Consider the following 21,808-nt stretch of genomic DNA (forward strand, 5'->3'; position numbering starts at 1 on the left):
GGCGGCCCCGGGCCGGGAGGTCCTCCCGGCCCGGGGCCGCTCGCGCGGGTCACGCTCGGGCGTCACGGAGCGTGCTGTGGACGCGCGGGGTCTCCACAGCCGCCCGCGTCACAGGCCCTGGACGCTGAGCAGTCGGTTGACCGTGCCGGAGGGCACGCCGGTGACCTTGTCCTGGCCGGCGTTGTCGACGAGCCAGGCCAGCACCGTGTCCTGGTCGTCGTCGCCGAACGCCTCCTTGTACAGGGCTGCCGCGCCGGCCACGTGGGGACTGGCCATCGAGGTGCCGCTGGAGGCGTCCGTGCCGCCGCCCGGAACGGTGGACTCGATGTCCACGCCGGGGGCGTACAGGTCCACCGCCGGCCCGTGGTTGGAGAAGCTCGCGGCGGAGTCGTCGGCGCCGGAGGCGGCGACGGCGACCACGCCCTCGGCGCCGCCCGGTGACGTGTTGCCGGTGTCCTGGCCCTCGTTGCCCGCGGCGACCGCCACGAACACCCCGGACGCGGACAGGGCGTTGACCGCCTCGTCCACGGTCGGCGAGGCGGGACCGCCCAGCGACATGTTCGCGACCGCGCCGGGGCCGGCGTTCTCCGCCACCCACTCGACGCCCGCGACGACGTCGTCGTAGGACCCGGAACCGTCGTCGCCCAGGACCTTGACCCCGAACAGGTCGGCGCCGGGGGCGACGCCGTAGGAGTCGGAGCCCACGGTGCCCGCGACGTGCGTGCCGTGGCCCTGGCGATCCACGCCGTCGCCGCCGGCGGCGTCGAAGGCGGCCTCGGCCCGGCCCCCGAAGTCGGGGTGGTCGGGGTCGATGCCGGTGTCGATGACGTACACGGAGGTCCCCGTGCCGTCTCCGGAGGTGGTGTAGGAGCCGTCCAGGGGCAGGTCCTCCTGGTCGATGCGGTCCAGGCCCCAGGGGACCATGGTGGTGGCGACGCCGACCTCCTCGACGTAGGCGACGCCGTCGCGTGCGCGCAGGTCGCGCACCTCGGCCGCGGACAGGCTGGCCGAGTAGCCGTTGACCACCTCCTCGTAGGTGTGGTTGACCTGGTCCGACGCGATCCCGAGGGACGCCGGGGTGACCGACGCCGCGCTCATGGAGTCCTCCAGGACGACGAAGTACTCGCCGCCCGCCGCGGAGTCGCTGGTGTACAGGGGCGCGAGGTCGTCCGCGCCCGCGGAGACCGCTCCGGTCAGGGCCAGGGGGACGGAGAGGGCACCCGCGGCCGCGAGGCCGACGAACGCTCTCCGAGGGGAGTGCTTCTGCACGCTTTTTCTCCTTGTGGGGTTTGTGGGGGCAGGAGATACACGGCGGGCCATATCCGTGGATGTTGTCCCGGATGTGGCCTTGGCCGCGATTGGCACCTTAGTCACCGAAGTCCTTTTACTCCAGGGTCCATAAGGATTTTTCTGTCGCGCCACACGGTCCGCAGCGCGCCCCGGACCTGCCCACACCACGGAGAGGGAGCACGCGACTCCGGCACTGATACATGCTTGAAGTGCGAGGACGCGATGCGCCACCCGCCTTTGCGGACTCCGTACCGGAGGCCGCATGACCGGCCATTTCTTTTTATCGATCGACCGAGGAGAATCCGAAGGACATCGCCCGTGTTTCGGAAATCGCGGATGAGCAGGAGGGAGAGGCGCTTTCCACCATTGGCACCACAAAGCACAGAAGTCCCCGTGTTCCCACCTGCCCCAACCTGCGGGGAAGGCGGTCACACGGGGACTCCCGGAGGGCTCGCGCCCCGGTCACCCGACGGCCCGACGGACCGGTTGGCCTGGGCGGCACGGGCGGCCCGGTGCCTAGTCGGCCTTGACGACCATGCCTGCACCGACGGTCACGTTGGTGGCCTCGTCGATGAGGATGAACCCGCCGGTCTGGCGGTTCTTGCAGTACTCGTCCACGAACAGGGGCTGGGTCGCGCGCAGCCGCACCCGGCCGATCTCGTTGAGCGCCAGGTGGTCGGCCTGCTCGTCGCGGTGCAGCGTGTTGACGTCCAACCGGTAGCGCAGGTCCTTGACCATCACCTTGGCGGTCCGGCTGGTGTGCTTGATGATGAGCTTGGAGCGCGGCGTGAGCTTGCGCGCGTCCGTCATCCAGCAGACCATCGCCTCCAGGTCCTGCGAGACCGCCGGCGAGTTGTTGGGCCGGCTGATCATGTCGCCCCGGGAGATGTCGATCTCGTCCTCCAGCAGGAGGGTGACCGACATCGGCGAGTACGCCTCGGCGATCTCGCCGTCCGCGGTGAGGATCTTGGCGATCCGCGTGGTCAGGCCCGACGGCAGGTGGACGACCTCGTCGCCCGGCTTGAGCACCCCGCCCGCCATCTGGCCCGCGTAGCCCCGGTAGTCGTGCAGTTCGGGGTCGGCGGACTTCTGCGGCCGGATCACGTACTGCACGGGGAAGCGCGCGTCGATCAGGTTGCGGTCCGAGGCGATGTGCACGTTCTCCAGGTGGTGCAGCAGGGAGGGCCCGGAGTACCAGGGCATGTTCTCCGAGGCGCTCACCACGTTGTCGCCGTGCAGGGCGGAGATCGGGATGAAGGTCAGGTCCGGCACGTCGAGCTTGGTCGCGAAGTCCGCGAACTCGGCCTTGATCTCCTCGAAGCGGTCCTGGGAGTAGTCCACCAGGTCCATCTTGTTCACCGCCAGCACCAGGTGGGGCACCTGGAGCAGCGTGGTGAGGAAGGCGTGGCGGCGGCTCTGCTCCTGCAGGCCCTTGCGGGCGTCCACCAGGATGATCGCCAGGTCGGAGGTGGAGGCGCCCGTGACCATGTTCCGGGTGTATTGGATGTGCCCGGGGGTGTCGGCGATGATGAAGGTGCGCCGCGGCGTCGCGAAGTAGCGGTAGGCCACGTCGATGGTGATGCCCTGCTCCCGCTCGGCGCGCAGGCCGTCGGTGAGCAGCGCCAGGTTGGTCTGCTCCTCGCCGCGCGCGGTGCTGGTGCGCTCCACCGCGTCGAGCTGGTCCTCGAAGATGGACTTGGAGTCGAACAGCAGTCGGCCGATCAGGGTGCTCTTGCCGTCGTCGACGGATCCCGCCGTCGCGAACCGCAGAATGTCGTTGTTCATGCCTGGTCCCTGGAGAAGAGGTTCGTGCGCCCGGAACGCCGGGATGCGAGTCGTGGACGGGGCCGGTGCGTGCCCGGCCGACGCGCCCCGCCGGGGCGGGACGGGGCCGGTGCGTGCCCTAGAAGTAGCCCTCGCGCTTGCGGTCCTCCATGGCCGCCTCGCTGGTCCGGTCGTCGGCCCTGGTCTGTCCGCGCTCGGTGATCCGGGTCGCGGCGATCTCGGTGATGATGTCGTCCAGCTCCGCCGCCGTGGACTTGACCGCGCCCGTGCAGGTGAGGTCGCCGACGGTGCGGTAGCGCACGGTCTCGTTGAACACGGTCTCGGTCTCGTCGCGCTGGATGAGCGGCGAGTCGGAGAGCAGGATGCCGTCGCGCTCGAACACCCGGCGCTCGTGGGCGAAGTAGATCGAGGGCAGGTCCAGGCGCTCGCGGCGGATGTAGTTCCACACGTCGAGCTCGGTCCAGTTGGAGATCGGGAAGACCCGGATGTGCTCGCCCCGGTTGATCCGGGTGTTGAACACGCTCCACAGCTCGGGCCGCTGGTTCTTGGGGTCCCACTGGCCGAACTCGTCGCGGAAGGAGAAGACGCGCTCCTTGGCGCGGGCCTTCTCCTCGTCGCGGCGGGCGCCGCCGAAGGCGGCGTCGAAGCCGTTCTCCTCGATCGCCTCCAGCAGCGCGGCGGTCTGCAGGCGGTTGCGGCTGGCCCAGCGGCCGGTGGGCTCGCTGACCTTGCCGGCGTCGATCTGCTCCTGGACCGAGGCCACCACCAGGCGGACCCCGGCCTCGGCCACGCGCCGGTCACGGAACTCGATGACTTCCTCGAAGTTGTGACCGGTGTCCACGTGCATGACGGGGAAGGGGACGGCACCGGGCCAGAAGGCCTTCTCGGCAAGACGGAGCATCACGATGGAGTCCTTGCCGCCGGAGAAGAGCAGCACGGGCCGCTCGAACTCCGCGGCCACCTCGCGCATGATGAAGATCGCTTCGGCCTCGAGAACGTCCAGCTGGGAAAGCTGGTACCGCCCGGGTGCCTGCTGACTCGCCTGACCCATGAATCCGCCTTAGTAATCCTGTCACGGCCGACGGCGGAGGGGTCCTTCGCTCAGCCCCCCGCGTGCGGACCGGCGCTGTCCAGGTCCGCGCCGTCGCGGATGCTTGCCAACAACATACCCGACAATTCCGATCGACATACAAGGACATCGGGGAGTAGCGGGTCGGCTACGTTATAGCGCAGCGGTGAGCCGTCGATGCGCGACGTGTGCAGGCCCGCGGCTCGCGCGACCGCGACCGGCGCGGCGCTGTCCCACTCGTACTGGCCGCCCGCGTGCACGTAGATGTCGGCGATGCCGAGCATCACTGCGCAGATCTTGGCGCCCGCCGATCCCATCGGGACCACCTCGGCGCCGAGCTGGGTGGCCATCCGCTGCACGAACGCGGGCGGCCGGGTCCGGCTGGCGGTGATGCGCAGCCGCTGACCGGCCGGGCGCTCCTCCGGCAGCCACGGCGGGTCGACCGTGGACACGGTGCTGCCCTGGGCGGGCAGCGCCACGGCTCCGGCGACGAGGTCGCCGTTCTCCCACAGGGCCACGTGCACGGCCCAGTCGGTGCGGCCGGGCTCGGAGAACTCGCGCGTCCCGTCCAGGGGATCGATGATCCACACCCGCCGCGCGCTCAGGCGTGCGGGGTCGTCGGCGCCCTCCTCGGAGAGCACGGCGTCGCTGGGCCGCAGCCGCCCCAGGGCGGAGAAGAGGAACTCGTGCGAGGTCCGGTCTCCCAGCGTGCGCAGGACCTCGGGCTCGGCGAAGCCGTGTCGGGCGCGCAGGCGCAGCAGCAGCTGGCCCGCCTCGCTCGCCAGGTCGCGCGCTACCTCATGATCGTCTCGGATGCTCTTCACCGGCTAGTATGCTCCCGCCCCACGGATCACCGCTGACCACGTCTTCCACAGGATCTGGATGTCCAACGTCAGCGACCAGTTTTCCACGTACCGCAGATCCAGGCGGACCGATTCCTCCCAAGAGAGGTCGGATCGACCGCTGACCTGCCAGAGGCCCGTCAACCCCGGTTTGACCACCAGCCTGCGGCGGACGTCGTGCCCGTACTGGGCGACCTCCTCCGGCAGCGGCGGCCTGGGACCGACGAGCGACATCTCCCCTCGTACCACGTTGACGAGCTGGGGAAGCTCGTCGAGCGAGTACCGGCGCAGCCATGCCCCCACGGGCGTGACCCTGGGATCGCGACGCATCTTGAACAGCACACCGTCGTGCTCGTTACGGGGCGTGAGCATCGCCTTCAACGCCTCGGCCCCGACCACCATGGTACGAAACTTGTAAACGGTGAACTCCGCCCCGCCCCTCCCGACGCGCGTCTGGGTGAACAGCACCGGCCCGCCGCCCTCCCACCGGATGAGCACGTACAGCACCAACAGCAGCGGGGACAGCAGGAACAGGGCCAGTGCGGCGGCCGACCGGTCGAAGGCGCTCTTGAGCACGCGGCGCGCTCCGGTGAGCTCGGGGTGCTCCACGTGCAGCAGGGGCAGCCCGGCCACGGGGCGGATGGAGGTGCGCGGTCCGGCGACCTCCATGAGCGCGGAGGCGACGATGAGGTCGGTTCCGCTCTTCTCCAGCCGCCAGGCCAGCCGGCGCAGTTCGGCCCCGTCCATCTCGGGGCAGGCCAGGACGGCGACGGTGTCGGCCCCGACCAGGGCGGCGGCGTCCGCGGCGTCGGTGAAGGAGCCCAGGACCGGACAGCCCTCCACCTCGTCGGGGCCGCGTCCCTCGACGGCCTCGCTCTCGGGCAGGCACACGCCCACGACCCGCATGCCGTGGTAGATCTCGCCCCGGAAGCGCCGGATGAGGTCGCGGGCGGCCACTCGGTAGCCGACGACCACGACCCCGCTCATGCACTCGCCCGAGCGCCGCCGCCGGTGCAGGGCCTTGCGGCGCGCGTAGCGCAGGGCCAGGCTCACCAGCACGATGAGCGGCAGGGCGACCAGGGCGTAGCCCCGGGCCAGGTCGAACTTGACGGCGTAGGCGCCGATGGCGACGGCGGCGGCGAGCAGGGCGCCGGAGACGGCGACCCTCCGGTACTCCTCGGTCCCCACACCGAGGAAGCGCCGCGCGTAGCCGCCGCCGAGGTAGACGAAGACCACCCAGGCCAGGGGCAGCAGCAGCGAGAGATGGAAGTAGGGGGTCGTGGTCGCCGCACCCAGGGAGTCGTGGAAACGGACCGCGGTGCCGCCCGCCGTCGCGGCGAGCGCCGCGGTCAGGTCGAGCGCGACCAGGCCGGCCACGTAGGAGCGCGTCCAGCCCCTCGGACGCGCCCGCCGCGCGCCGTCGAAGCCCACGGTGATCGGCGCCGGCTGTTCCCGGGCGGCCTTCACCCCGCTGGTTGTGACCACAGATCCCTCCAGGAGAACTGACGATGACGGATGACTCACTGTGCGTGACCACCCTCGGCATGGCAGGAGTCGACGCGGAGGGCGGGAGCGGGACGCCGCCTCGAACACGGAGGGCCGACGCACCGTACAGTAACCAAAAGTAGTGGATAAGTCGCGCACTGTGTCGGCTTGTTGGGCAACCCGCCCCGGTCCCGGCGGACTGTGTCCGGACCGAGACCGGGTCGTCACCGTCAGTCGTACTCGGGGGCCATGGCCGACGCCAGGCGCAGGTGGGGCGCGGCCCGCTCCCCCTCGCCGCGCCGCCGGAGCACACTGCCCATCAGCCGGTGGGCGTAGGCGTCGCCGGGCTCCTGGGCCAGCAGGTCCGCCAGCGTGCGCTCGGCCCGGCCGAGCTGGGCGGAGCGCGCGTAACAGCGCGCGGCCAGGCGCAGGACGTTGCGGTCCGCGGAGTGCTCCTCCAGGAGGGGTGCGAGCAGGGTGAGCGCGCCGAGCGGGTCGGCGGCGCCCAACAGCGACTCCGCCAGCCGCAGGCGCTCGACCTCCTCGGGCATCCGGGCCGGCCCGCGCTCGGCCGCCCTGGCCGCCTCGGCGGCGAACTCCAGTACGGCCTCGCCCTCCTGGGCGCCCGCCAGCGCGCGGCCGCCCACGGTGAAGGTCGGGGACGTGCGCACGCCGATCGCCCGGCCCCGCAGCAGGAGCTCGCGGACCTCCCGCTCCCCCGCGTCCCCGCTCAACAGGGGGCCGCCCTCGGGGAACCCCGCCTCACGGGCGACACGGTCGAGCACCGCCGCACTGCCGATGTCCTCGGCCGCCACGAAGTGGGCGTGCAGGACGCCCTCGACCACGGCGTCCTGGAGCCGGGGGCCTCCCTCGCGCAGGGCGAGGGCGATCAGGCGGTGCGCCTGCCCGCTGCTCACCCGCCAGCCCGCGCCCCACCGGGGCCCGAGCCCCTCGGCCGCGGCCAGCTCGGCGACCCGCGTGCGGTTCTGCTCGGTCGTCAGGTGCGGGGCGCAGGCGCGCAGCTCGGCGTCCACCCAGGGGTCGCGCAGCAGCTCGTCCAGGGGCTCGGCCCCGGCCGGCGCCGTCGGATCGATCCGGAAGGGGCGCCACACGACCTCGACGTCCTCGCCCTCCCAGGCGGCCAGCCCCCGTTCGAGCCGCCGCTTGCCGATATAGGCCCAGGGGCAGACCACGTCCGCCCAGATCTCGATCCTCATGCCGTCAAACTAAACAACAACCGTTGTTTAGTCAACAGGTGTCGTTTAGTTTGGGTACACTGGGGCCGTGAACCCCGACGATCCCCGCGCCCAACGCACCAGGGACCGGCTGCGCGCGGCACTGAGATCCCTGGCCGCCGAGCACGAGCTCCGTTCGCTCACCATCGCCGCCGTCGCCCGGGAGGCGGGCGTGAACCGGGCGACCGTGTACCAGCACTACGGCGACCTGGACGCCCTGGTGGCCGACACCATGGAGAGCGCCGCCGAGCACGTGGCGCGCTGCGCCGACCACTGCCCGCTCGACCTGCCCTCCGCCCGCCCGCGCCCGGGAGAGGCCCCGGAGGGGACGGCCCCGGCGGACCGGACCCCCGCCCCGCTGGTGGACCTGTTCGAGCACGTGGCCGAACAGGCGGTGCTCTACCGGCGGATGCTCTCGGACCAGGGCAGCGCCCGCTTCGCCCACATGCTCCGCGACCGACTGACCGAGGTGCTGGCCGCCCGCTTCGCCCAGGGCGCGCGTCCGCCCGGGTTCGACGACGTCCCCGCGCGCCTGCACGCCGCCTACCTGGCGGGAGCGCTGGTGGGAGTGGTCTCCGACACGGTGCTCGCAGACGGGGCACCGGAACCGCAGGCCACGGCGGCCGCCACGTGGCGGCTCCTGCGCGGGTGAGGACCGGCCCCGCGCCCGGGCCGGTTCAGGCCGCGGTGTGGAAGATGTTCTGCGCCCGGTCGAGTCCGTCGGTGAGGACCGTGCGCACCGCGTCCGCGGCCCGCTCGACGTTGAGGTCGAGCTCGCCGCGCTCGGTGGAGGAGAAGTCCCTGAGCACGAAGGCGGCCGCGTCCATCCGCCCCGGCGGACGGCCGACGCCGAAGCGCACCCGGACGTAGTCCGGACCGCCCAGGGACGCGGTCAGCGACTTGAGCCCGTTGTGCCCGCCGGACCCGCCCCCGCGCTTGAGCTTGAGCGCGCCGAAGTCGATGTCGAGCTCGTCGTGGACCACCACGATCCGCTCGACGGGGATCTTGTAGAAGGTGCTCAGCGCCGCCGTGGGGCCGCCGGAGAGGTTCATGTACGTGCGCGGCTTGGCCAGCACCACCGGTGTGCCGTCCAGGCGGGTCTCCACGACCTCGGCGCGGGCCTTGTGCGACTTCCAGCGCTCGTTGCCGGCGCGGGCCAGCGCGTCGACCACCATGAAGCCCGCGTTGTGCCGGTTGCCCGCGTACGTGGGGCCGGGGTTGCCCAGCCCGACGACCAGCCACCGCTCGGTCTCAGCCATGTCCTCGTTCTTCCTGACGCCCGACCCGTTCGACCCCCGCAACCAGCTCCACATACGGCCGACCCTATCGGCCACGCGACGAACGCGCGGCCCCCGAGGCGGGGACCGCGCGTTCGCGGTGAAGCTGGTGAGCCCTCCGCCTACTCGGCGGCGGCCTCGGTCTCGGTGGTGCTCTCGGCGCCCTCGGTGGGCTCCTCCTCCACGCGCGGCGCGGAGACGGTGAGCAGCAGCGAATCGGGGTCGGTGACCAGCGTGGTGCCCTCGGGCAGCTTCAGCTCGGAGGCGGTCGGGTTGGCACCGACCTCCAGGCCCTCGACGCTGAACTCCACGCCCTCGGGGATGTGGGTGGCCTCGGCCTCGACGGTCACGGTGACGAGCTCCTGGTTGAGCACACCCGGTGCCTTGACCTCACCGGTCAGGGTCACGTTGATCTCGACCTCGACCTTCTCGCCCTTGGACACGACCAGCAGGTCGACGTGCTCAAGGAAGCCCTTGATGGCGTCGCGCTGCACGCTCTTGGGAAGGGCGAGGTTGTCCTTGTCCAGGCCGTCCAGACGAATCAGGACGTTGGGGGTCTTCAGGGCGAGCATGAGATCGTGGCCCGGCAGGTTCAGGTGGCGGGGCTCGGTGCCGTGGCCGTAGAGGACGGCCGGCACCTTACCCGCGCGGCGAGCGCGACGGGAGGCGCCCTTGCCGAATTCCGTGCGGGGCTCGGCAGCGATACGTACCTCGGACACGACAAAACTCCTCGGGTTCAACCCCGCAGCACGGGGAACACGACTCCAGTAGTACGAACGATTCCCGCCCTCGGCGGGGAAGCGGCGGGGTCACCCCACAAGTAGGGGACGCGACCGCGCTGGTTCCAGGCGTGCCCGGCGAGCCGCCACCGGACCCGTCCGGCCCGGGAACGCTCGTCGCGCACCCCTGCCCGCTTTGCCACACGCAGCCCGTAAGGGCTCCGCCTGGGCACGGGGACACTCGGTCAAGTCTACTGGTTCTGCGGACGACTCCGAACACCCGCGCGCCGCTCCGTGGCAGGACCCTTCCGGGCACCGCCGCGGAGCGGCGCGGGCGCTACTCGAACAGGCTCGTGACCGAGCCGTCCGTGAAGACCTCGGTGATGGCACGGGCGACCAGGGGGGCGATCGACAGCTGCGTGAGCTTCTCGAAGGCCCGCTCCTCGGGGACCGGCAGCGAGTTGGTGATGACCACCTCGGAGATCCGCGAGTTCTGCAGGCGCTCGGCCGCGGGGCCCGACAGCACGCCGTGCGTGGCGGCGACGACGACCTTGGCCGCGCCCTGCTCGAAGAGCGCGTCGGCGGCCTTGACGATGGTGCCGCCGGTGTCGATCATGTCGTCGACGAGCACGCAGACGCGGCCCTCGACCTGACCGACGACCTCGTGCACCTTCACCTGGTTGGCCACGTCCGGGTCACGGCGCTTGTGGATGATCGCCAGGGGCGCGCCCAGGCGGTCGGCCCACTTGTCGGCGGTGCGCACCCGGCCGGCGTCCGGGGAGACGACGGTGATCTCGGACAGGTCGACCCGGCTCGCGATGTGGTCGGCCAGGATCGGCAGCGCGAACAGGTGGTCGACCGGGCCGTCGAAGAAGCCCTGGATCTGGTCCGTGTGCAGGTCGACGGCCATCATCCGGTCGGCGCCCGCGGTGCGGAACAGGTCGGTCATCAGGCGCGCCGAGATGGGCTCGCGCCCGCGGTGCTTCTTGTCCTGGCGGGCGTACCCGAAGAACGGCGTGACCACGGTGATGCGCTTGGCGGAGGCCCGCTTGAGCGCGTCCACCATGATCAGCTGCTCCATGATGGCCTCGTTGATCGGATCCGCGTGGCACTGGATCACGAAGGCGTCGCTGCCGCGCACCGACTCCAGGTAGCGGACGAAGATCTCACCGTTGGCGAAGGTGTCGAACCGCGTGGGGACCACGTCGATCCCCATCTCCTTCGCTACCTCGTCGGCCAGCGCGGGGTGCGTGCGCCCCGAGAAGAGCATCATCTGTTTCTGGCCGGTGGCCTTCATGCCGCTCACGTGTTTCTCCCCCACAGTCACTGCTCGTTGTCGGCTCTGTGCCGCTCGGCCTGCTCCGCCGCCTCCGCGGACGCCGTGCCCGGACGCTTGCGCCGGGTCCAGCCCTCGACGTTGCGCTGGCGGTTCCCCTCGGAGACCGCCAGGGCGCCGGGCGGGACGTCGTCCCGGATCACGGTTCCGGCCCCGGAGTAGGCACCGTCTCCCACGTGGACCGGCGCGACGAAGGTGTTGTCGCTGCCGAGCCGGACGTGGTCGCCGATGACGCTCCGATGCTTGTCGACCCCGTCGTAGTTGACGAACACCGAGGAGCAGCCGATGTTGCTGCCCACACCGATGTCCGCGTCCCCGACGTAGGTCAGGTGCGGAACCTTGGACCCGGCGCCGATGTTCGAGTTCTTGACCTCGACGAAGGCGCCGGCCTTGGCCCGCTCGGCCAGGCGGGTGCCCGGCCGGAGGTAGGTGTAGGGGCCCACGGTGGCCCCGGGGCCGATCTCCGCCCCGTCCGCGGTGGTCTCGCGCACGCGCGCTCCCTCGCCCACCACCGTGTCCTGCAGAGTGGCTCCGGGACCGACGTGGGCGTCCTCGCCGATGACGGTGGCGCCGAGCAGGCGGCTGTTGGGCTCGATCACCGCGTCGCGGCCGATGCGCACCTGGGCGTCCACCCAGGTGCTGGCGGGGTCGACGACCGTGACCCCGGAGCGCATGTGCTCGCGCAGCAGGCGCTCGTTGAGGACGCGCCGGGCCTCGGCCAGCTGGACGCGGTCGTTGACGCCCTGGACCTCTTCCCAGTCCTGGGCGACCCAGGCGCCCACACGGTGGCCGTCGCCCCGCAGGAGCGCGACGGCGTCGGTGATGTACTCCTCGCCCTTGGCGTTGTCCGTGGACAGCCGCTGGACGACGGAGGAGAGCAGGGCGCCGTCGAAGGCGTACATGCCGGAGTTGATCTCGTCGACGCCGCGCTGCTCGGGGGTGGCGTCGGCGTGCTCGACGATCCGGGTGAAGGAGCCGTGTTCGTCGCGGACGATGCGCCCGTAGCCGTGGGGGTCGGGCACGCGGGCGGAGAGCACCGTGACGGCGTTGCCCTCGCTCTCGTGCTCGGCGACCAGGCCCGCGAGGGTCTCGGACCGCAGCAGGGGGGTGTCGCCGCAGGTGAGGATGACGGTCTCGGTGAGCTTCACGCCCTGCGAGGCGAGGTCCTCCACGGCCATGCGCACGGCGTGTCCGGTGCCGTTCTGCTCCTCCTGGACGGCGGTGAGGGCCTCGGGAGCGGCCTGGGCCAGGTGGGCCCGGACCTGCTCACGGGCGTGGCCGACGACGACCACCGAGTAGTGGGGGGACAGGTCGCGGGCGGCGGAGAGCACGTGTCCGAGCATGCTCCGGCCGTTGATCTCGTGGAGGACCTTGGGAAGCTTGGACTTCATTCGGGTGCCCTCGCCCGCCGCGAGGACGATGACGGCAGCCGGGCGGTTCACGCTCACTGAAGGGGACCCCTCGTGATAGCTGGCGATTGCACTGTCGGCTCACCCCTCGGCGGCGCGCCACACGCGGCGCGCAGGCGGCCGTCGGATGATCCAGCGGCCGACATGGGAAGGATACATGCGCGTCACCTGCCGCCCTGCGGGTGTACACGGCCCCGCCGACCGCACGCCCACCGGGGACACGGGACTCGTCACTCCGGTGTGAGATACACCGCCACGCGTCGGCTCATTCGGGACCCAAGGGGGTTGGACGTGCAGGGGTGCGCCCTCCGCGACCCCAGGGTCTATCCGGGCCAAAGCGAGGGACGAGCGGCGGCCCAAAGAAAACACAGGTGTGAGGGGCGCGCCGGTGCCTGCAGGAGGAGTCTCTGCCGCCGGCGAGGGACGAGCCAGGCAGTAGCGACGACGAAGGCCCCGGCGTGAAGCGCCCCGAGCACAAGCTCCCGGACCAGGGCTCGAACCTGGACGATGGGGACCAAAACCCCACATGCTGCCGATTACATCATCCGGGACGGCGGGGCGCTGGTCTTGCGCCCTTTCGAACGCCACCAACATAGCGCCTCCGCGAGGGGGGTTGCCAAACCTACGGCAACGTAGGTTACGGTTACGTAGGAATAGGTTGGGCTGTCGCGACGGGTGAACACACCCCTCGGGGGCCGTCCTGACCCGAGACGACGTTCCTGTGACGCGAGGTGTTGGAGACCATGACCGCAGCTGCTGAGGTGCCGACCACGACCGCCCGCAAACGCGAGGTCATTCCGGAGTACGAACCCGAACCGAGGGGCAAGGCCGAGCGCTACACGGTCTTCGCCTTCGTCTTCATCCCGCTCATCGCGCTGCTGGCGGCGGTCCCGTTCTTCTGGGGCTGGGGCCTGTCGATGACCGACATCGCCATCGGCGTGGTCTTCTACCTGATCAGCGGCCTGGGCATCACGGTCGGCTTCCACCGGCACTTCACCCACGGCTCGTTCAAGGCCAACCGCCCGCTGCGCATCGCGCTGGCGATCGCCGGCAGCATGGCCATCGAGGGCAGCGTCATCAAGTGGGTGGCCGACCACCGCCGCCACCACAAGTACGCCGACGCCGAGGGCGACCCGCACTCGCCGTGGCGCTTCGGCGACGACTGGAAGTCCGTGGCCAAGGGCCTGTACTACGCGCACATGGCGTGGATGTACCTGGACGAGAAGAAGACCTCCCCGCGCCGCTTCACGCCCGACCTGCTCAAGGACAAGGACGTCGTCCTCGTCGACAAGCTCTTCCTGCCGATCGTCCTGTTCTCGCTGGGCGCGCCGGCCCTCATCGGCGGCCTGGTCACCATGTCCTGGTGGGGCGCGCTGACCGCGTTCTTCTGGGCGAGCCTGGTGCGAGTCGCCCTGCTGCACCACGTCACCTGGTCGATCAACTCCATCTGCCACACCATCGGCGAGGAGAACTTCGAGGTCCGTGACCGCTCCCGCAACGTGTGGTGGCTGGCCATCCCGTCCTTCGGCGAGTCCTGGCACAACCTGCACCACGCCGACCCGACCTGCGCCCGCCACGGTGTGTTCAAGGGCCAGATCGACATCTCCGCCCGGGTCATCTGGGCGTTCGAGAAGTTCGGCTGGGCCACCAAGGTCCGCTGGCCCAACAACGAACGGCTCGCCGCCAAGCGGGTCAAGGTCTAGGATCTGAAGCCATCATGAGAGCAGCCGACAGCCATCAGACGACCCGGGTGCGCCGTAAGCGCATGACGGGCAAGGAGCGTCGGCAACAGCTTGTGGAGATCGGCCGGGAGCTGTTCGCCGAACGCGGGTTCGACGCGACCTCCGTAGAGGAGATCGCCGCACGGGCCGGTGTGTCCAAGCCCGTGGTCTATGAGCACTTCGGTGGCAAGGAGGGCATCTACGCCGTCGTCGTGGACCGGGAGATGCGCACGCTCCTGGACATGATGGGCGAGGCCCTCACCGCCGACAACGCACGGACCAAGATCGAGAAGGCGGCCCTGGCGCTGCTCCGGTACGTGGAGGAGAACACCGTCGGGTTCCGGGTGCTCACCCGCGACTCGCACGTGGCCTCCGCCTCCGGCAGCTTCGCGAGCCTTCTCAACGACATCGCCAGCCAGGTCGAGCACATCATGGTCGACGAGTTCGCCGACCGCGGCTACGATCCGGCGCTCGCGCCCATGTACGCCCAGGCGCTGGTGGGTATGTGGGCCCTGACGGGGCAGTGGTGGCTGGAGGTGCGCAGACCCAAGCGCGAGGTGGTCGCGGCCCACCTGGTCAACCTCGCCTGGAACGGACTGTCGAGCCTGGAGGCGCGGCCGAAGCTGCAGACCAAGGCACGCGGATCGGACTGAGCCGGCCCGAGCCGGTGACGGCGGGGGCGGTAGCGGGGGCGGTACACCTCGTACCGCCCCCGCTATCTTGATGTCAAGAGATATGCTGGGCCCATGCGCGATGAGGTGGATGGGCTGATCGAGGCGTGGCGCTCCCAACGCCCGGACGTGGACGTGTCACCGCTGGAGGTGTTCAGCCGGGTGTCCCGGCTTGCGCGCCATCTGGACCGCGCCCGCCGCACGGTGTTCACCGAGCACTCGCTGGAGACGTGGGAGTTCGACGTCCTGGCCGAACTGCGCCGCTCCGGCCCCCCGTACGAGCTCAGTCCCGGCCGCCTGCTCCGGGCCACCCTGGTGACCTCCGGGACGATGACCAACCGGGTGGACCGCCTGGCCGCCGCCGGCCTCGTCCGCCGCCGGCCCGACCCGGCCGACAAGCGCGGGGTGCTGGTGCGCCTCACCGACCAGGGCGCCGAACGGATCGACGCGGCTCTGGCCTCGCTCGTACGCTACGAGGAGTCGCTGCTGGCGCCGATGCCGGCCGACGACCGAGCACAGCTGGCATCGTTACTGAGATGCCTACTCGCTCCGCTCGACAGGGGTCCGGGCGATCCACAAGACTAGTTACTCAGCGGTATCCATCTCTCTCACCGGGACCCGCTGTCTGGGCGCGAACCACATTCCAGGCCTTGGTTGGAGAACACTGTGAGAATCCGGGGGATCGCGGCACTGGCCGCGGTGACCGTGGCCATGACGGGCTGCGGCGGCGACGACGGCGCGAGCGAATCGGCCGGCACGGAGCCGAACTACTACCTCTCCCTGGGCGACTCGTTGACCGTGGGCGTGCAGCCCGACGAGAACGGTCGCGGGGAGATGACCTCCCAGGGGTACACGGACGTCCTCTACCGGAACCTGTACGACGCCGACTCCACGCTCGGCCACGAGCGCATGGGCTGCGGTGGCGAGGACACCACGACCTTCCTGGAGGGCGGGATCCCCACGTGCGACGAAAAGTACGAGGGCGACTCGCAGCTGGAGGCCGCCGAGGACTTCCTGTCCGAGCACGAGGGACAGGTCGACCTCATCACCGTGACCATCGGCGGCAACAACTTCACCGGCTGCGTCCGGGCCCTGGACGACCCGGACGGTCCTCGGATCGACACCGAGTGCGTCGATGACGGCTTGGAGCGCATCAACTCCGAGGTCCCCGTGATCGCCGAACGCCTGCGCACGGCCGCCGGCCCGGACACGCAGATCATCGCGATGACGTACTACAACCCGTTCCTCGCGGCGCTGCTGCTGGACGACGGGAGCACCGGCGACGAGGAGGCCGAGGAGGCGGAGGACGCCGTCGAGGACACGGACGGGACCGACGCCTCGGCGGAGCCCGGAGAGGTCGGCGAGGGGGCGACCTCCGACGACGACCTGGTCGGATACGCCAGCGGTGTGCTGACGGAGATGAACGAGTCGCTGCGGTCCGCCTACGCGGCCGAGGACATCCAGGTGGCCGACGTCGAGGCGGCGTTCGACTCCGGGGACTTCGAGGTGCCCGAGGAGAGCACCACCGGTATGCCCGCGAACGTGCAGGCCGTCTGCGACATGACGTGGATGTGCGACACCCAGCGCGGTCCGGACATCCACACCAACCAGGCGGGCGCCCAGCAGATCGCCGCCACGTTCGAGGAACTCGTCCAGTAGCGGCGGGGCCGCGCCGGAGGTGTTTCGCCCCGGCCGGGGAGGCTTCCCCGGCCGGGGCCCGCCCGCGGCCTCACGAGGAGACGAGGCCGCCGATCGCGGCGAACGCGCTCCGCAGCCGGCCCGCGTCCAGGTGCGGGTCGTGCTCGCCCGCCTCGCGCACGAGCTCGCGCAGCCTCTCCTCGTAGGGGGCGCGGACCTCCCGGACCAGCGCCTGCCCCCGTTCGGTGAGGACCGCGTAGACGCCGCGGCCGTCGTCCGGGCACACGTCCCGGACGGTCAGCTCCTTGGCCTCCAGGCGGGAGACGAGCCGGGTCACGGAGCTCTGGTTCAGGCCGACCCCGCGGGCGAGGTCGTTCACCCTCAGCTCGCGGTCGGAGGCCTGGGCGAGGTGGGCGATCGCCCGGTACTCGGTGAGGCCGATGCTGTAGCGATCCGTCAGCCACTTGCCCAGGGCGGTGTCCACCGCCGACACGAAGACGGCGATCCGCGACCAGTCCGCACTGGCGCCGTCGTCCATCACGCCCCCTGTCCATTCATATGCATGTGCATGCATTTAAGATAGCACACGGCTCCGCCGCCGGCTTCCTCCTCCGCGACCGCCCGGGAAACGACCGCCGCGCGGGGCGGCGGTCGTCCGGGGCCGCGGAGCCGGGGACGGGACGCGGTCACTCCTCGACGGCCTCGGCCTGCTCCAGCCAGGTCTGCTCCAGCTGCTCGCGCTCGGCGGCCAGGGCCTTGGCCTCGGCGTCGAGTTCGGCCAGGCGCGTGTAGTCGTCGGCCGCCGCGGCCATCAGCTCGTGCAGTTCGCTCTCGCGCTTGGACACCCGGTCCATGCGGCGCTCGACCCGCTGCATCTCCTTCTGCGCGGCGCGGCGGTCGGCCGCGGACACGGCCGGGGCCTTCGACTCCGGCTCGGCGGCCGTCTCGGAGGCGCCCAGGGGCACCGTCGCCTCGCCCGCCCGGAGCGCCCGGTGCTCCAGGTACTCGTCGACGCCGCCGGGCAGGAAGGCCAGCCCGCCGTCGCCCATCAGCGCCAGGACGCGGTCGGTGACGCGCTCCAGGAAGTAGCGGTCGTGGCTGACGAGGACGAGCGAGCCCGGCCATCCGTCGAGGAGGTCCTCCAGCTCGGTGAGGGTCTCGATGTCCAGGTCGTTGGTCGGCTCGTCCAGGAGCAGCACGTTGGGCTCGTCCATGAGCAGCCGCAGCAGCTGCAGGCGGCGGCGCTCGCCGCCGGAGAGTTCCCCGACCGGGGTCCACTGGCGCTCGCCGCGGAAGCCGAAGCGCTCCAGCATCTGGCTGGCGGTGTAGTCGCGCTTGCCGATGGTGATGTGCTCGCGCACCTCCATGACCGTCTGGAGGGGGCGTGCGGTGGGGTCGAGCTCGGCCACGTTCTGGGACAGGTGCGCCAGCTTGACCGTGCGGCCCGTGCGGACGTGTCCGGAGTCGGGCTCGCGCTCCTCGGCGAGGATCTTGAGCAGCGTGGACTTGCCCGCGCCGTTGACGCCCACCAGGCCGACCCGGTCGCCGGGGCCGAGCTGCCACGTGAGGTGGTCGAGCAGGACCCGGTCCGGGACGGCGACGCTCACGTCCTTGAGGTCGACGACCGTCTTGCCCAGGCGGGAGCTGGCGAAGCGGACCAGTTCGACGGAGTCGCGGGCCGGCGGCTCGTCCTCGATGAGCTGGTTGGCCGCCTCGATGCGGAACTTGGGCTTGGAGGTGCGCGCGGGGGCGCCCCGGCGCAGCCAGGCCAGCTCCTTGCGCATGAGGTTCTGGCGGCGCTCCTCGGACGCGGCGGCCTGGCGGTCGCGCTCGGCCTTGGCCAGGACGTAGGCGGCGTACCCGCCCTCGTAGCGCTCGACGGTGCCGCGCCCGACCTCCCAGGTGCGCGTGGTGACCGCGTCCAGGAACCACCGGTCGTGGGTGACGACCACGAGCGCCTCGGGACGGGCGTTCAGGTGCTGGGCGAGCCAGGCGATGCCCTCGATGTCGAGGTGGTTGGTGGGCTCGTCCAGGACGATGAGGTCGTGGTCGTCCACCAGCAGCCGGGCCAGGCCGGTGCGGCGGCGCTCGCCGCCGGACAGGTCCGCCATCGAGGTGTCCAGGTCCCACCCGCTGAGGAGGCCGCGCAAAAGGTCGCGGATGCGCGCGTCGCCCGCCCACTCGTGTTCGGCGCGCCCGCCGAGCACGAACTCGCCCACGGTGGTGTCGGGGAAGGTGTCGCGCTGATGGAGGAAGCCGACGCGGAGCCCGCGGTTGTGCACGACCCGACCGCCGTCGGGCGCGGTGAGGCCGGACAGCACGGAGATCAGTGTCGACTTGCCGCCTCCGTTGCGGCCCACGACGCCGATGCGGTCGCCCTCGTCGACACCGAGGGAGACCTTGTCGAGGAGTACGAGCGGCCCGTAGGCCAGGGACACGTCCTGAAGATTGACCAGATTCATCACTGTCCATTGTGGTCCCCCCGGCGTGGTGCCCGGACCGCCCGGCGCCGCAGGGCGATCGCCCGGGCGCCGCCGTCCCCGCTCCTTCCGCGGCCTGTCCGCTCGGACCGCGCGGTCGCGCCTCAGCCCAGGCGCGCGGCGTAGTGGCCGCGCAGCTCCTCGGTCCGGTCCGCCGGCCACGGGCGCCGCACGTCGCCGTTGACCGCGGCGAAGTACTGCTCCAGGTGGGTGTGCCAGGCGGCGAGCGCCGTCGGCAGGACCGAGGCCAGCCGCTCCGGCACGGTCTGGGTCAGTTCGACGCGGCTGCCGAGTTCCGGGTCGTGGACCAGCTCCCAGCGGACCGTGCCCGCCGCCGCGCCCTCGTGCGTCCAGGTGTACTCCAGCACGCGCGGGGCGTCCGCCTCGGTGACCGGTCCGGCGCCGACGTAGTCGTTGACCACGCCCACCGGGGGCACGGCGCCGGTCTCGGTCCGCTCCCCGCCGGCCAGCACGGCCCAGGCGTCGTCGAGGGACGTCCACAGCAGGTCGCGCGCGAACGACACGACGTAGCCGTCCGGGGTCGCCAGGATCTCGCCCTCGTCGAGGCCGAACTTCGCCACATAGCGCTCCACGGCCGCCAGACGGCCGGACATCACCCCGGAGGCCGCCTCGGGCTCCCGACCCTCCAGAACGGCCTCCAGGGCGTCCAGGCACGTGTCCCAGCCGTGGGCGGTGCCCGCCGCCGTCAGCCGGCCGAGCGCGCCCCCTCCGGCGACGTGCGTGAGCGTGAAGAGGGTCCCGCCGTCCTCGGTGCCCTCCCGGGCGACCTCGAACCGCAGGGCGTCGCGGTTCCAGAGAAAGCCGAACACGCGCGGAGGGTCGAACTCGGTGACCTGCCCCTCGCCGCCGTCCCCGGCCTCGGCCGGGTCCTCGGTGAACGTGAAGCGCAGGTGCCCTCCCACCCGCAGCTCGCCCTCGACGGACGCGGGGAACCACCGCGCCAGCTCCGCCGGCTCGGACACCGCGCGCCACACGCGCTCCGGAGCGGCGGCCAGGCGCCGTTCCAGGAGCAGGACCGCGTCGCCCGCCACCACCCGCAGTGTCGCCGTCGGCTGTGCCATCGTCCACTCCTCTTCTCGGTCGGCCCGGCCCGGTGCGGTCGGCACCCTGTCGTGACCGTACCCAGGAGCGGCCCGCCCGGGACCGCACCACGCCAGGTCCGGGGCTTCGGCGCGGGGGTCAGAGCAGGAAGAAGTCGCGGGCGGCCTTGGCGAGGCCCTCCGTGTCCAGGCCGTGCGCCCGGGCGTGGTCGGCGGGGGTGCCGTAGGCGCGCAGTTCCTCGTCCCTGCCCACGCCCAGGCCGAGCTGGCGGTGGCGCCGGTCGGCCAGGGCCTCGGCGACCTCGTGCGCGGAGGTGCCGCGCAGGTACGGCTCCACGACCAGGACGTCGGCGCTGCCCGCCGCGCCCACGAGCCGGCTGAGGCCGTCGCGGTCGAAGGGCCGCACGGTCGAGGCGTAGGCGACCGTGACGTCCAGTCCCGCGGTGGCGTCCAGGACACGGTCGAGCATGGGGCCCACCGCCACGACCACGCCCGCGGAGCGGGTCGAGCCGGTGCGCAGGACCGTGAGGCGCGGTGAGACGGGCATCGCGGCCCGGTTCTCGGTCCCCGACAGGCGCAGGTAAACGGCGTCGTCGCCCCGGACGGCCGCCTCCAGCAGGTCGCGGACCTCGTCGCGGTGGCCGGGCACGTGCACGGTCCACCCGGGCAGGGTGTCCAGGAGGGCGACGTCCCCGGGGGCCTGGTGGGTCCGGCCCATCTCGGAGCCGTCGTAGGAGCCGCCGACGCTCACCAGTACGGCGCCGACCCCCTGGTGGCCCAGGTCCAGTTTGATCTGCTCGAAGGGCCGCTCGACGAGGAAGGGGGCGTAGCTGTGCACGATGGGGCGCATCCCGGTAAGGGCGAGCCCGCCCGCGACGCCGATCATCGCCTGCTCCCGGATGCCCAGGTCGACCACCCGGCCGGGGTGGCGGGCCGAGGCCGGGCGGAAGTCCGCGGCGGAGATCACTGCGAGCACGACGGCCGTGCGGGGGTCGCGGTCGAGGGCGGCGGTGGCGGTCTCGACGAAGGTCTGGCGCATGGTCTGCTCCTGCTCAGGACTTGGTGAGGACACGTGCGACCACGGCCAGCGGCCGGCCGGGGTGGGGCCGGGTGAGCGCGTCGTGGAGGGCGTCGTGGTCGCGGCCGTCCACCTCCCGTGCCGTCCACCCCTCGGCCTCGAACCGGGCGCCGATCCCGCCGGGCCAGCCGTGCCGGGAGGACCGGTTGTCGACGACGACCGTGGTGAGGCCCTCCACCCCCAGCCGGCCGGCCACGGCGAGGGCCTCGTGGTTGCTGCCCTCGTCGAACTCGCCGTCGCCGATGAGGACCACCACGCGGGGCGCGGTCCCGTCGGGGCGCCGCGTGCCCTGGGCGCGCAGCCCGAGGGCCGTGCCGAGGGCGAGGGGGAGCCCGTGGCCGAGGGAGCCGCTGCCGATCTCGGCGCCGGGCACGAGGAGGCGGTCGGGGTGGTGCCCCAGGGGCGAGTCCCAGCTCGTCCAGTGCCGCAGAGCGGAGACGGTGAGGAAGCCCTTCGCGGCGAGCACCGCGTAGTAGGCGGCGGGGCCGTGGCCCTTGGAGAGCAGGAAGCGGTCGCGGGCGGGGTCGTCGGCGGTGGCGGGGGTGACGGCCAGGACGCGGTCGTACAGGACCCACAGGACGTCGAGGGTCGAGGCGGCCGCGCCCTTGTGCTTGTCGTCACCCTCCATGAGGCCGATGAGCGTGGGGAGGTCGGCGTAGCGCGAGAACGTGGCTGTGGTCGGCATGGATCCAGTGTTCAACCTCAAGCATGA

General features: G+C 71.6%; 20 protein-coding genes. 5 read left to right on the forward strand and 15 right to left on the reverse strand.

Annotation, left to right across the window (positions count from 1 at the left end):
- Window positions 1-108 precede the first annotated feature (108 nt).
- From DFP74_RS05930 to DFP74_RS05955, 6 genes are all read right to left on the reverse strand, one after another.
- Window positions 109-1,269 carry a S8 family serine peptidase gene (locus DFP74_RS05930; protein WP_233570822.1) on the reverse strand — a complete coding sequence of 387 codons (1,161 nt, stop codon included), beginning with the start codon at window positions 1,267-1,269 and terminating at the stop codon, window positions 109-111.
- 537 nt (window positions 1,270-1,806) lie between these two features.
- Window positions 1,807-3,075 (reverse strand): sulfate adenylyltransferase subunit CysN, encoded by a 1,269-nt coding sequence (gene cysN / locus DFP74_RS05935; RefSeq protein ID WP_121180779.1) that lies wholly within the window; start codon window positions 3,073-3,075, stop codon window positions 1,807-1,809.
- 118 nt (window positions 3,076-3,193) lie between these two features.
- A complete protein-coding gene (cysD, locus tag DFP74_RS05940) occupies window positions 3,194-4,126 on the reverse strand; it encodes a sulfate adenylyltransferase subunit CysD (protein ID WP_121180780.1) in 933 nt (310 codons plus the stop codon).
- 50 nt (window positions 4,127-4,176) lie between these two features.
- Window positions 4,177-4,968: a 3'(2'),5'-bisphosphate nucleotidase CysQ gene (locus DFP74_RS05945; RefSeq protein ID WP_053615663.1), complete on the reverse strand. Its 792-nt coding sequence runs from the start codon at window positions 4,966-4,968 to the stop codon at window positions 4,177-4,179.
- Window positions 4,969-4,971: 3 nt separating this feature from the next.
- Entirely contained in the window at window positions 4,972-6,417 is a 1,446-nt protein-coding gene (locus DFP74_RS05950; protein WP_233571306.1) for a sugar transferase, read from the reverse strand.
- Between the two features lie 284 nt (window positions 6,418-6,701).
- Window positions 6,702-7,688 carry a DsbA family oxidoreductase gene (locus DFP74_RS05955; protein WP_121180781.1) on the reverse strand — a complete coding sequence of 329 codons (987 nt, stop codon included), beginning with the start codon at window positions 7,686-7,688 and terminating at the stop codon, window positions 6,702-6,704.
- Window positions 7,689-7,755: 67 nt separating this feature from the next.
- Between DFP74_RS05955 and DFP74_RS05960 the strand changes: the two genes are divergently transcribed.
- Window positions 7,756-8,358: a TetR/AcrR family transcriptional regulator gene (locus tag DFP74_RS05960; RefSeq protein WP_121180782.1), complete on the forward strand. Its 603-nt coding sequence runs from the start codon at window positions 7,756-7,758 to the stop codon at window positions 8,356-8,358.
- Between the two features lie 25 nt (window positions 8,359-8,383).
- On the opposite strand, the gene pth is transcribed toward DFP74_RS05960, so the two are convergent.
- The 4 genes from pth to glmU all read right to left on the reverse strand — a co-directional run bounded on the left by pth (window position 8,384) and on the right by glmU (window position 12,486).
- Entirely contained in the window at window positions 8,384-8,965 is a 582-nt protein-coding gene (gene pth / locus DFP74_RS05965) for an aminoacyl-tRNA hydrolase (protein ID WP_199725498.1), read from the reverse strand.
- Between the two features lie 140 nt (window positions 8,966-9,105).
- Entirely contained in the window at window positions 9,106-9,702 is a 597-nt protein-coding gene (locus tag DFP74_RS05970) for a 50S ribosomal protein L25/general stress protein Ctc (RefSeq protein ID WP_121180784.1), read from the reverse strand.
- Window positions 9,703-10,039: 337 nt separating this feature from the next.
- Window positions 10,040-11,008, reverse strand: coding sequence for a ribose-phosphate diphosphokinase (locus DFP74_RS05975; protein WP_121188065.1), 969 nt, complete (start codon window positions 11,006-11,008; stop codon window positions 10,040-10,042).
- A gap of 17 nt (window positions 11,009-11,025) precedes the next feature.
- Window positions 11,026-12,486: a bifunctional UDP-N-acetylglucosamine diphosphorylase/glucosamine-1-phosphate N-acetyltransferase GlmU gene (gene glmU / locus DFP74_RS05980; protein WP_121180785.1), complete on the reverse strand. Its 1,461-nt coding sequence runs from the start codon at window positions 12,484-12,486 to the stop codon at window positions 11,026-11,028.
- Between the two features lie 704 nt (window positions 12,487-13,190).
- Here glmU and DFP74_RS05985 point away from each other — a divergent pair.
- From DFP74_RS05985 to DFP74_RS06000, 4 genes are all read left to right on the forward strand, one after another.
- A complete protein-coding gene (locus tag DFP74_RS05985) occupies window positions 13,191-14,150 on the forward strand; it encodes an acyl-CoA desaturase (protein WP_121180786.1) in 960 nt (319 codons plus the stop codon).
- Between the two features lie 14 nt (window positions 14,151-14,164).
- Window positions 14,165-14,821: a TetR/AcrR family transcriptional regulator gene (locus DFP74_RS05990; RefSeq protein ID WP_370013346.1), complete on the forward strand. Its 657-nt coding sequence runs from the start codon at window positions 14,165-14,167 to the stop codon at window positions 14,819-14,821.
- A 93-nt stretch (window positions 14,822-14,914) separates the two neighbouring features.
- Window positions 14,915-15,424 carry a MarR family winged helix-turn-helix transcriptional regulator gene (locus DFP74_RS05995; RefSeq protein ID WP_121180788.1) on the forward strand — a complete coding sequence of 170 codons (510 nt, stop codon included), beginning with the start codon at window positions 14,915-14,917 and terminating at the stop codon, window positions 15,422-15,424.
- Window positions 15,425-15,505: 81 nt separating this feature from the next.
- A complete protein-coding gene (locus DFP74_RS06000) occupies window positions 15,506-16,498 on the forward strand; it encodes a GDSL-type esterase/lipase family protein (protein ID WP_370013347.1) in 993 nt (330 codons plus the stop codon).
- 70 nt (window positions 16,499-16,568) lie between these two features.
- Here DFP74_RS06000 and DFP74_RS06005 read toward each other — a convergent pair whose 3' ends face one another.
- The 5 genes from DFP74_RS06005 to DFP74_RS06025 all read right to left on the reverse strand — a co-directional run bounded on the left by DFP74_RS06005 (window position 16,569) and on the right by DFP74_RS06025 (window position 21,781).
- Window positions 16,569-17,015 carry a MarR family winged helix-turn-helix transcriptional regulator gene (locus tag DFP74_RS06005; RefSeq protein WP_121180789.1) on the reverse strand — a complete coding sequence of 149 codons (447 nt, stop codon included), beginning with the start codon at window positions 17,013-17,015 and terminating at the stop codon, window positions 16,569-16,571.
- A 148-nt stretch (window positions 17,016-17,163) separates the two neighbouring features.
- On the reverse strand, window positions 17,164-18,939 hold the full coding sequence (locus DFP74_RS06010; RefSeq protein ID WP_121180790.1) for an ABC-F family ATP-binding cassette domain-containing protein: 1,776 nt from the start codon (window positions 18,937-18,939) through the stop codon (window positions 17,164-17,166).
- Window positions 18,940-19,061: 122 nt separating this feature from the next.
- Complete coding sequence (locus DFP74_RS06015) at window positions 19,062-20,039, reverse strand: SRPBCC family protein (protein ID WP_121180791.1); 978 nt, start codon at window positions 20,037-20,039, stop codon at window positions 19,062-19,064.
- Between the two features lie 118 nt (window positions 20,040-20,157).
- Window positions 20,158-21,057 carry a transketolase family protein gene (locus DFP74_RS06020; RefSeq protein WP_121180792.1) on the reverse strand — a complete coding sequence of 300 codons (900 nt, stop codon included), beginning with the start codon at window positions 21,055-21,057 and terminating at the stop codon, window positions 20,158-20,160.
- A gap of 13 nt (window positions 21,058-21,070) precedes the next feature.
- Window positions 21,071-21,781 (reverse strand): thiamine pyrophosphate-dependent enzyme, encoded by a 711-nt coding sequence (locus DFP74_RS06025; RefSeq protein ID WP_121180793.1) that lies wholly within the window; start codon window positions 21,779-21,781, stop codon window positions 21,071-21,073.
- Between the last annotated feature and the right edge of the window lie 27 nt (window positions 21,782-21,808).

This window comes from Nocardiopsis sp. Huas11 (genome assembly GCF_003634495.1).
Lineage (GTDB): Bacteria > Actinomycetota > Actinomycetes > Streptosporangiales > Streptosporangiaceae > Nocardiopsis.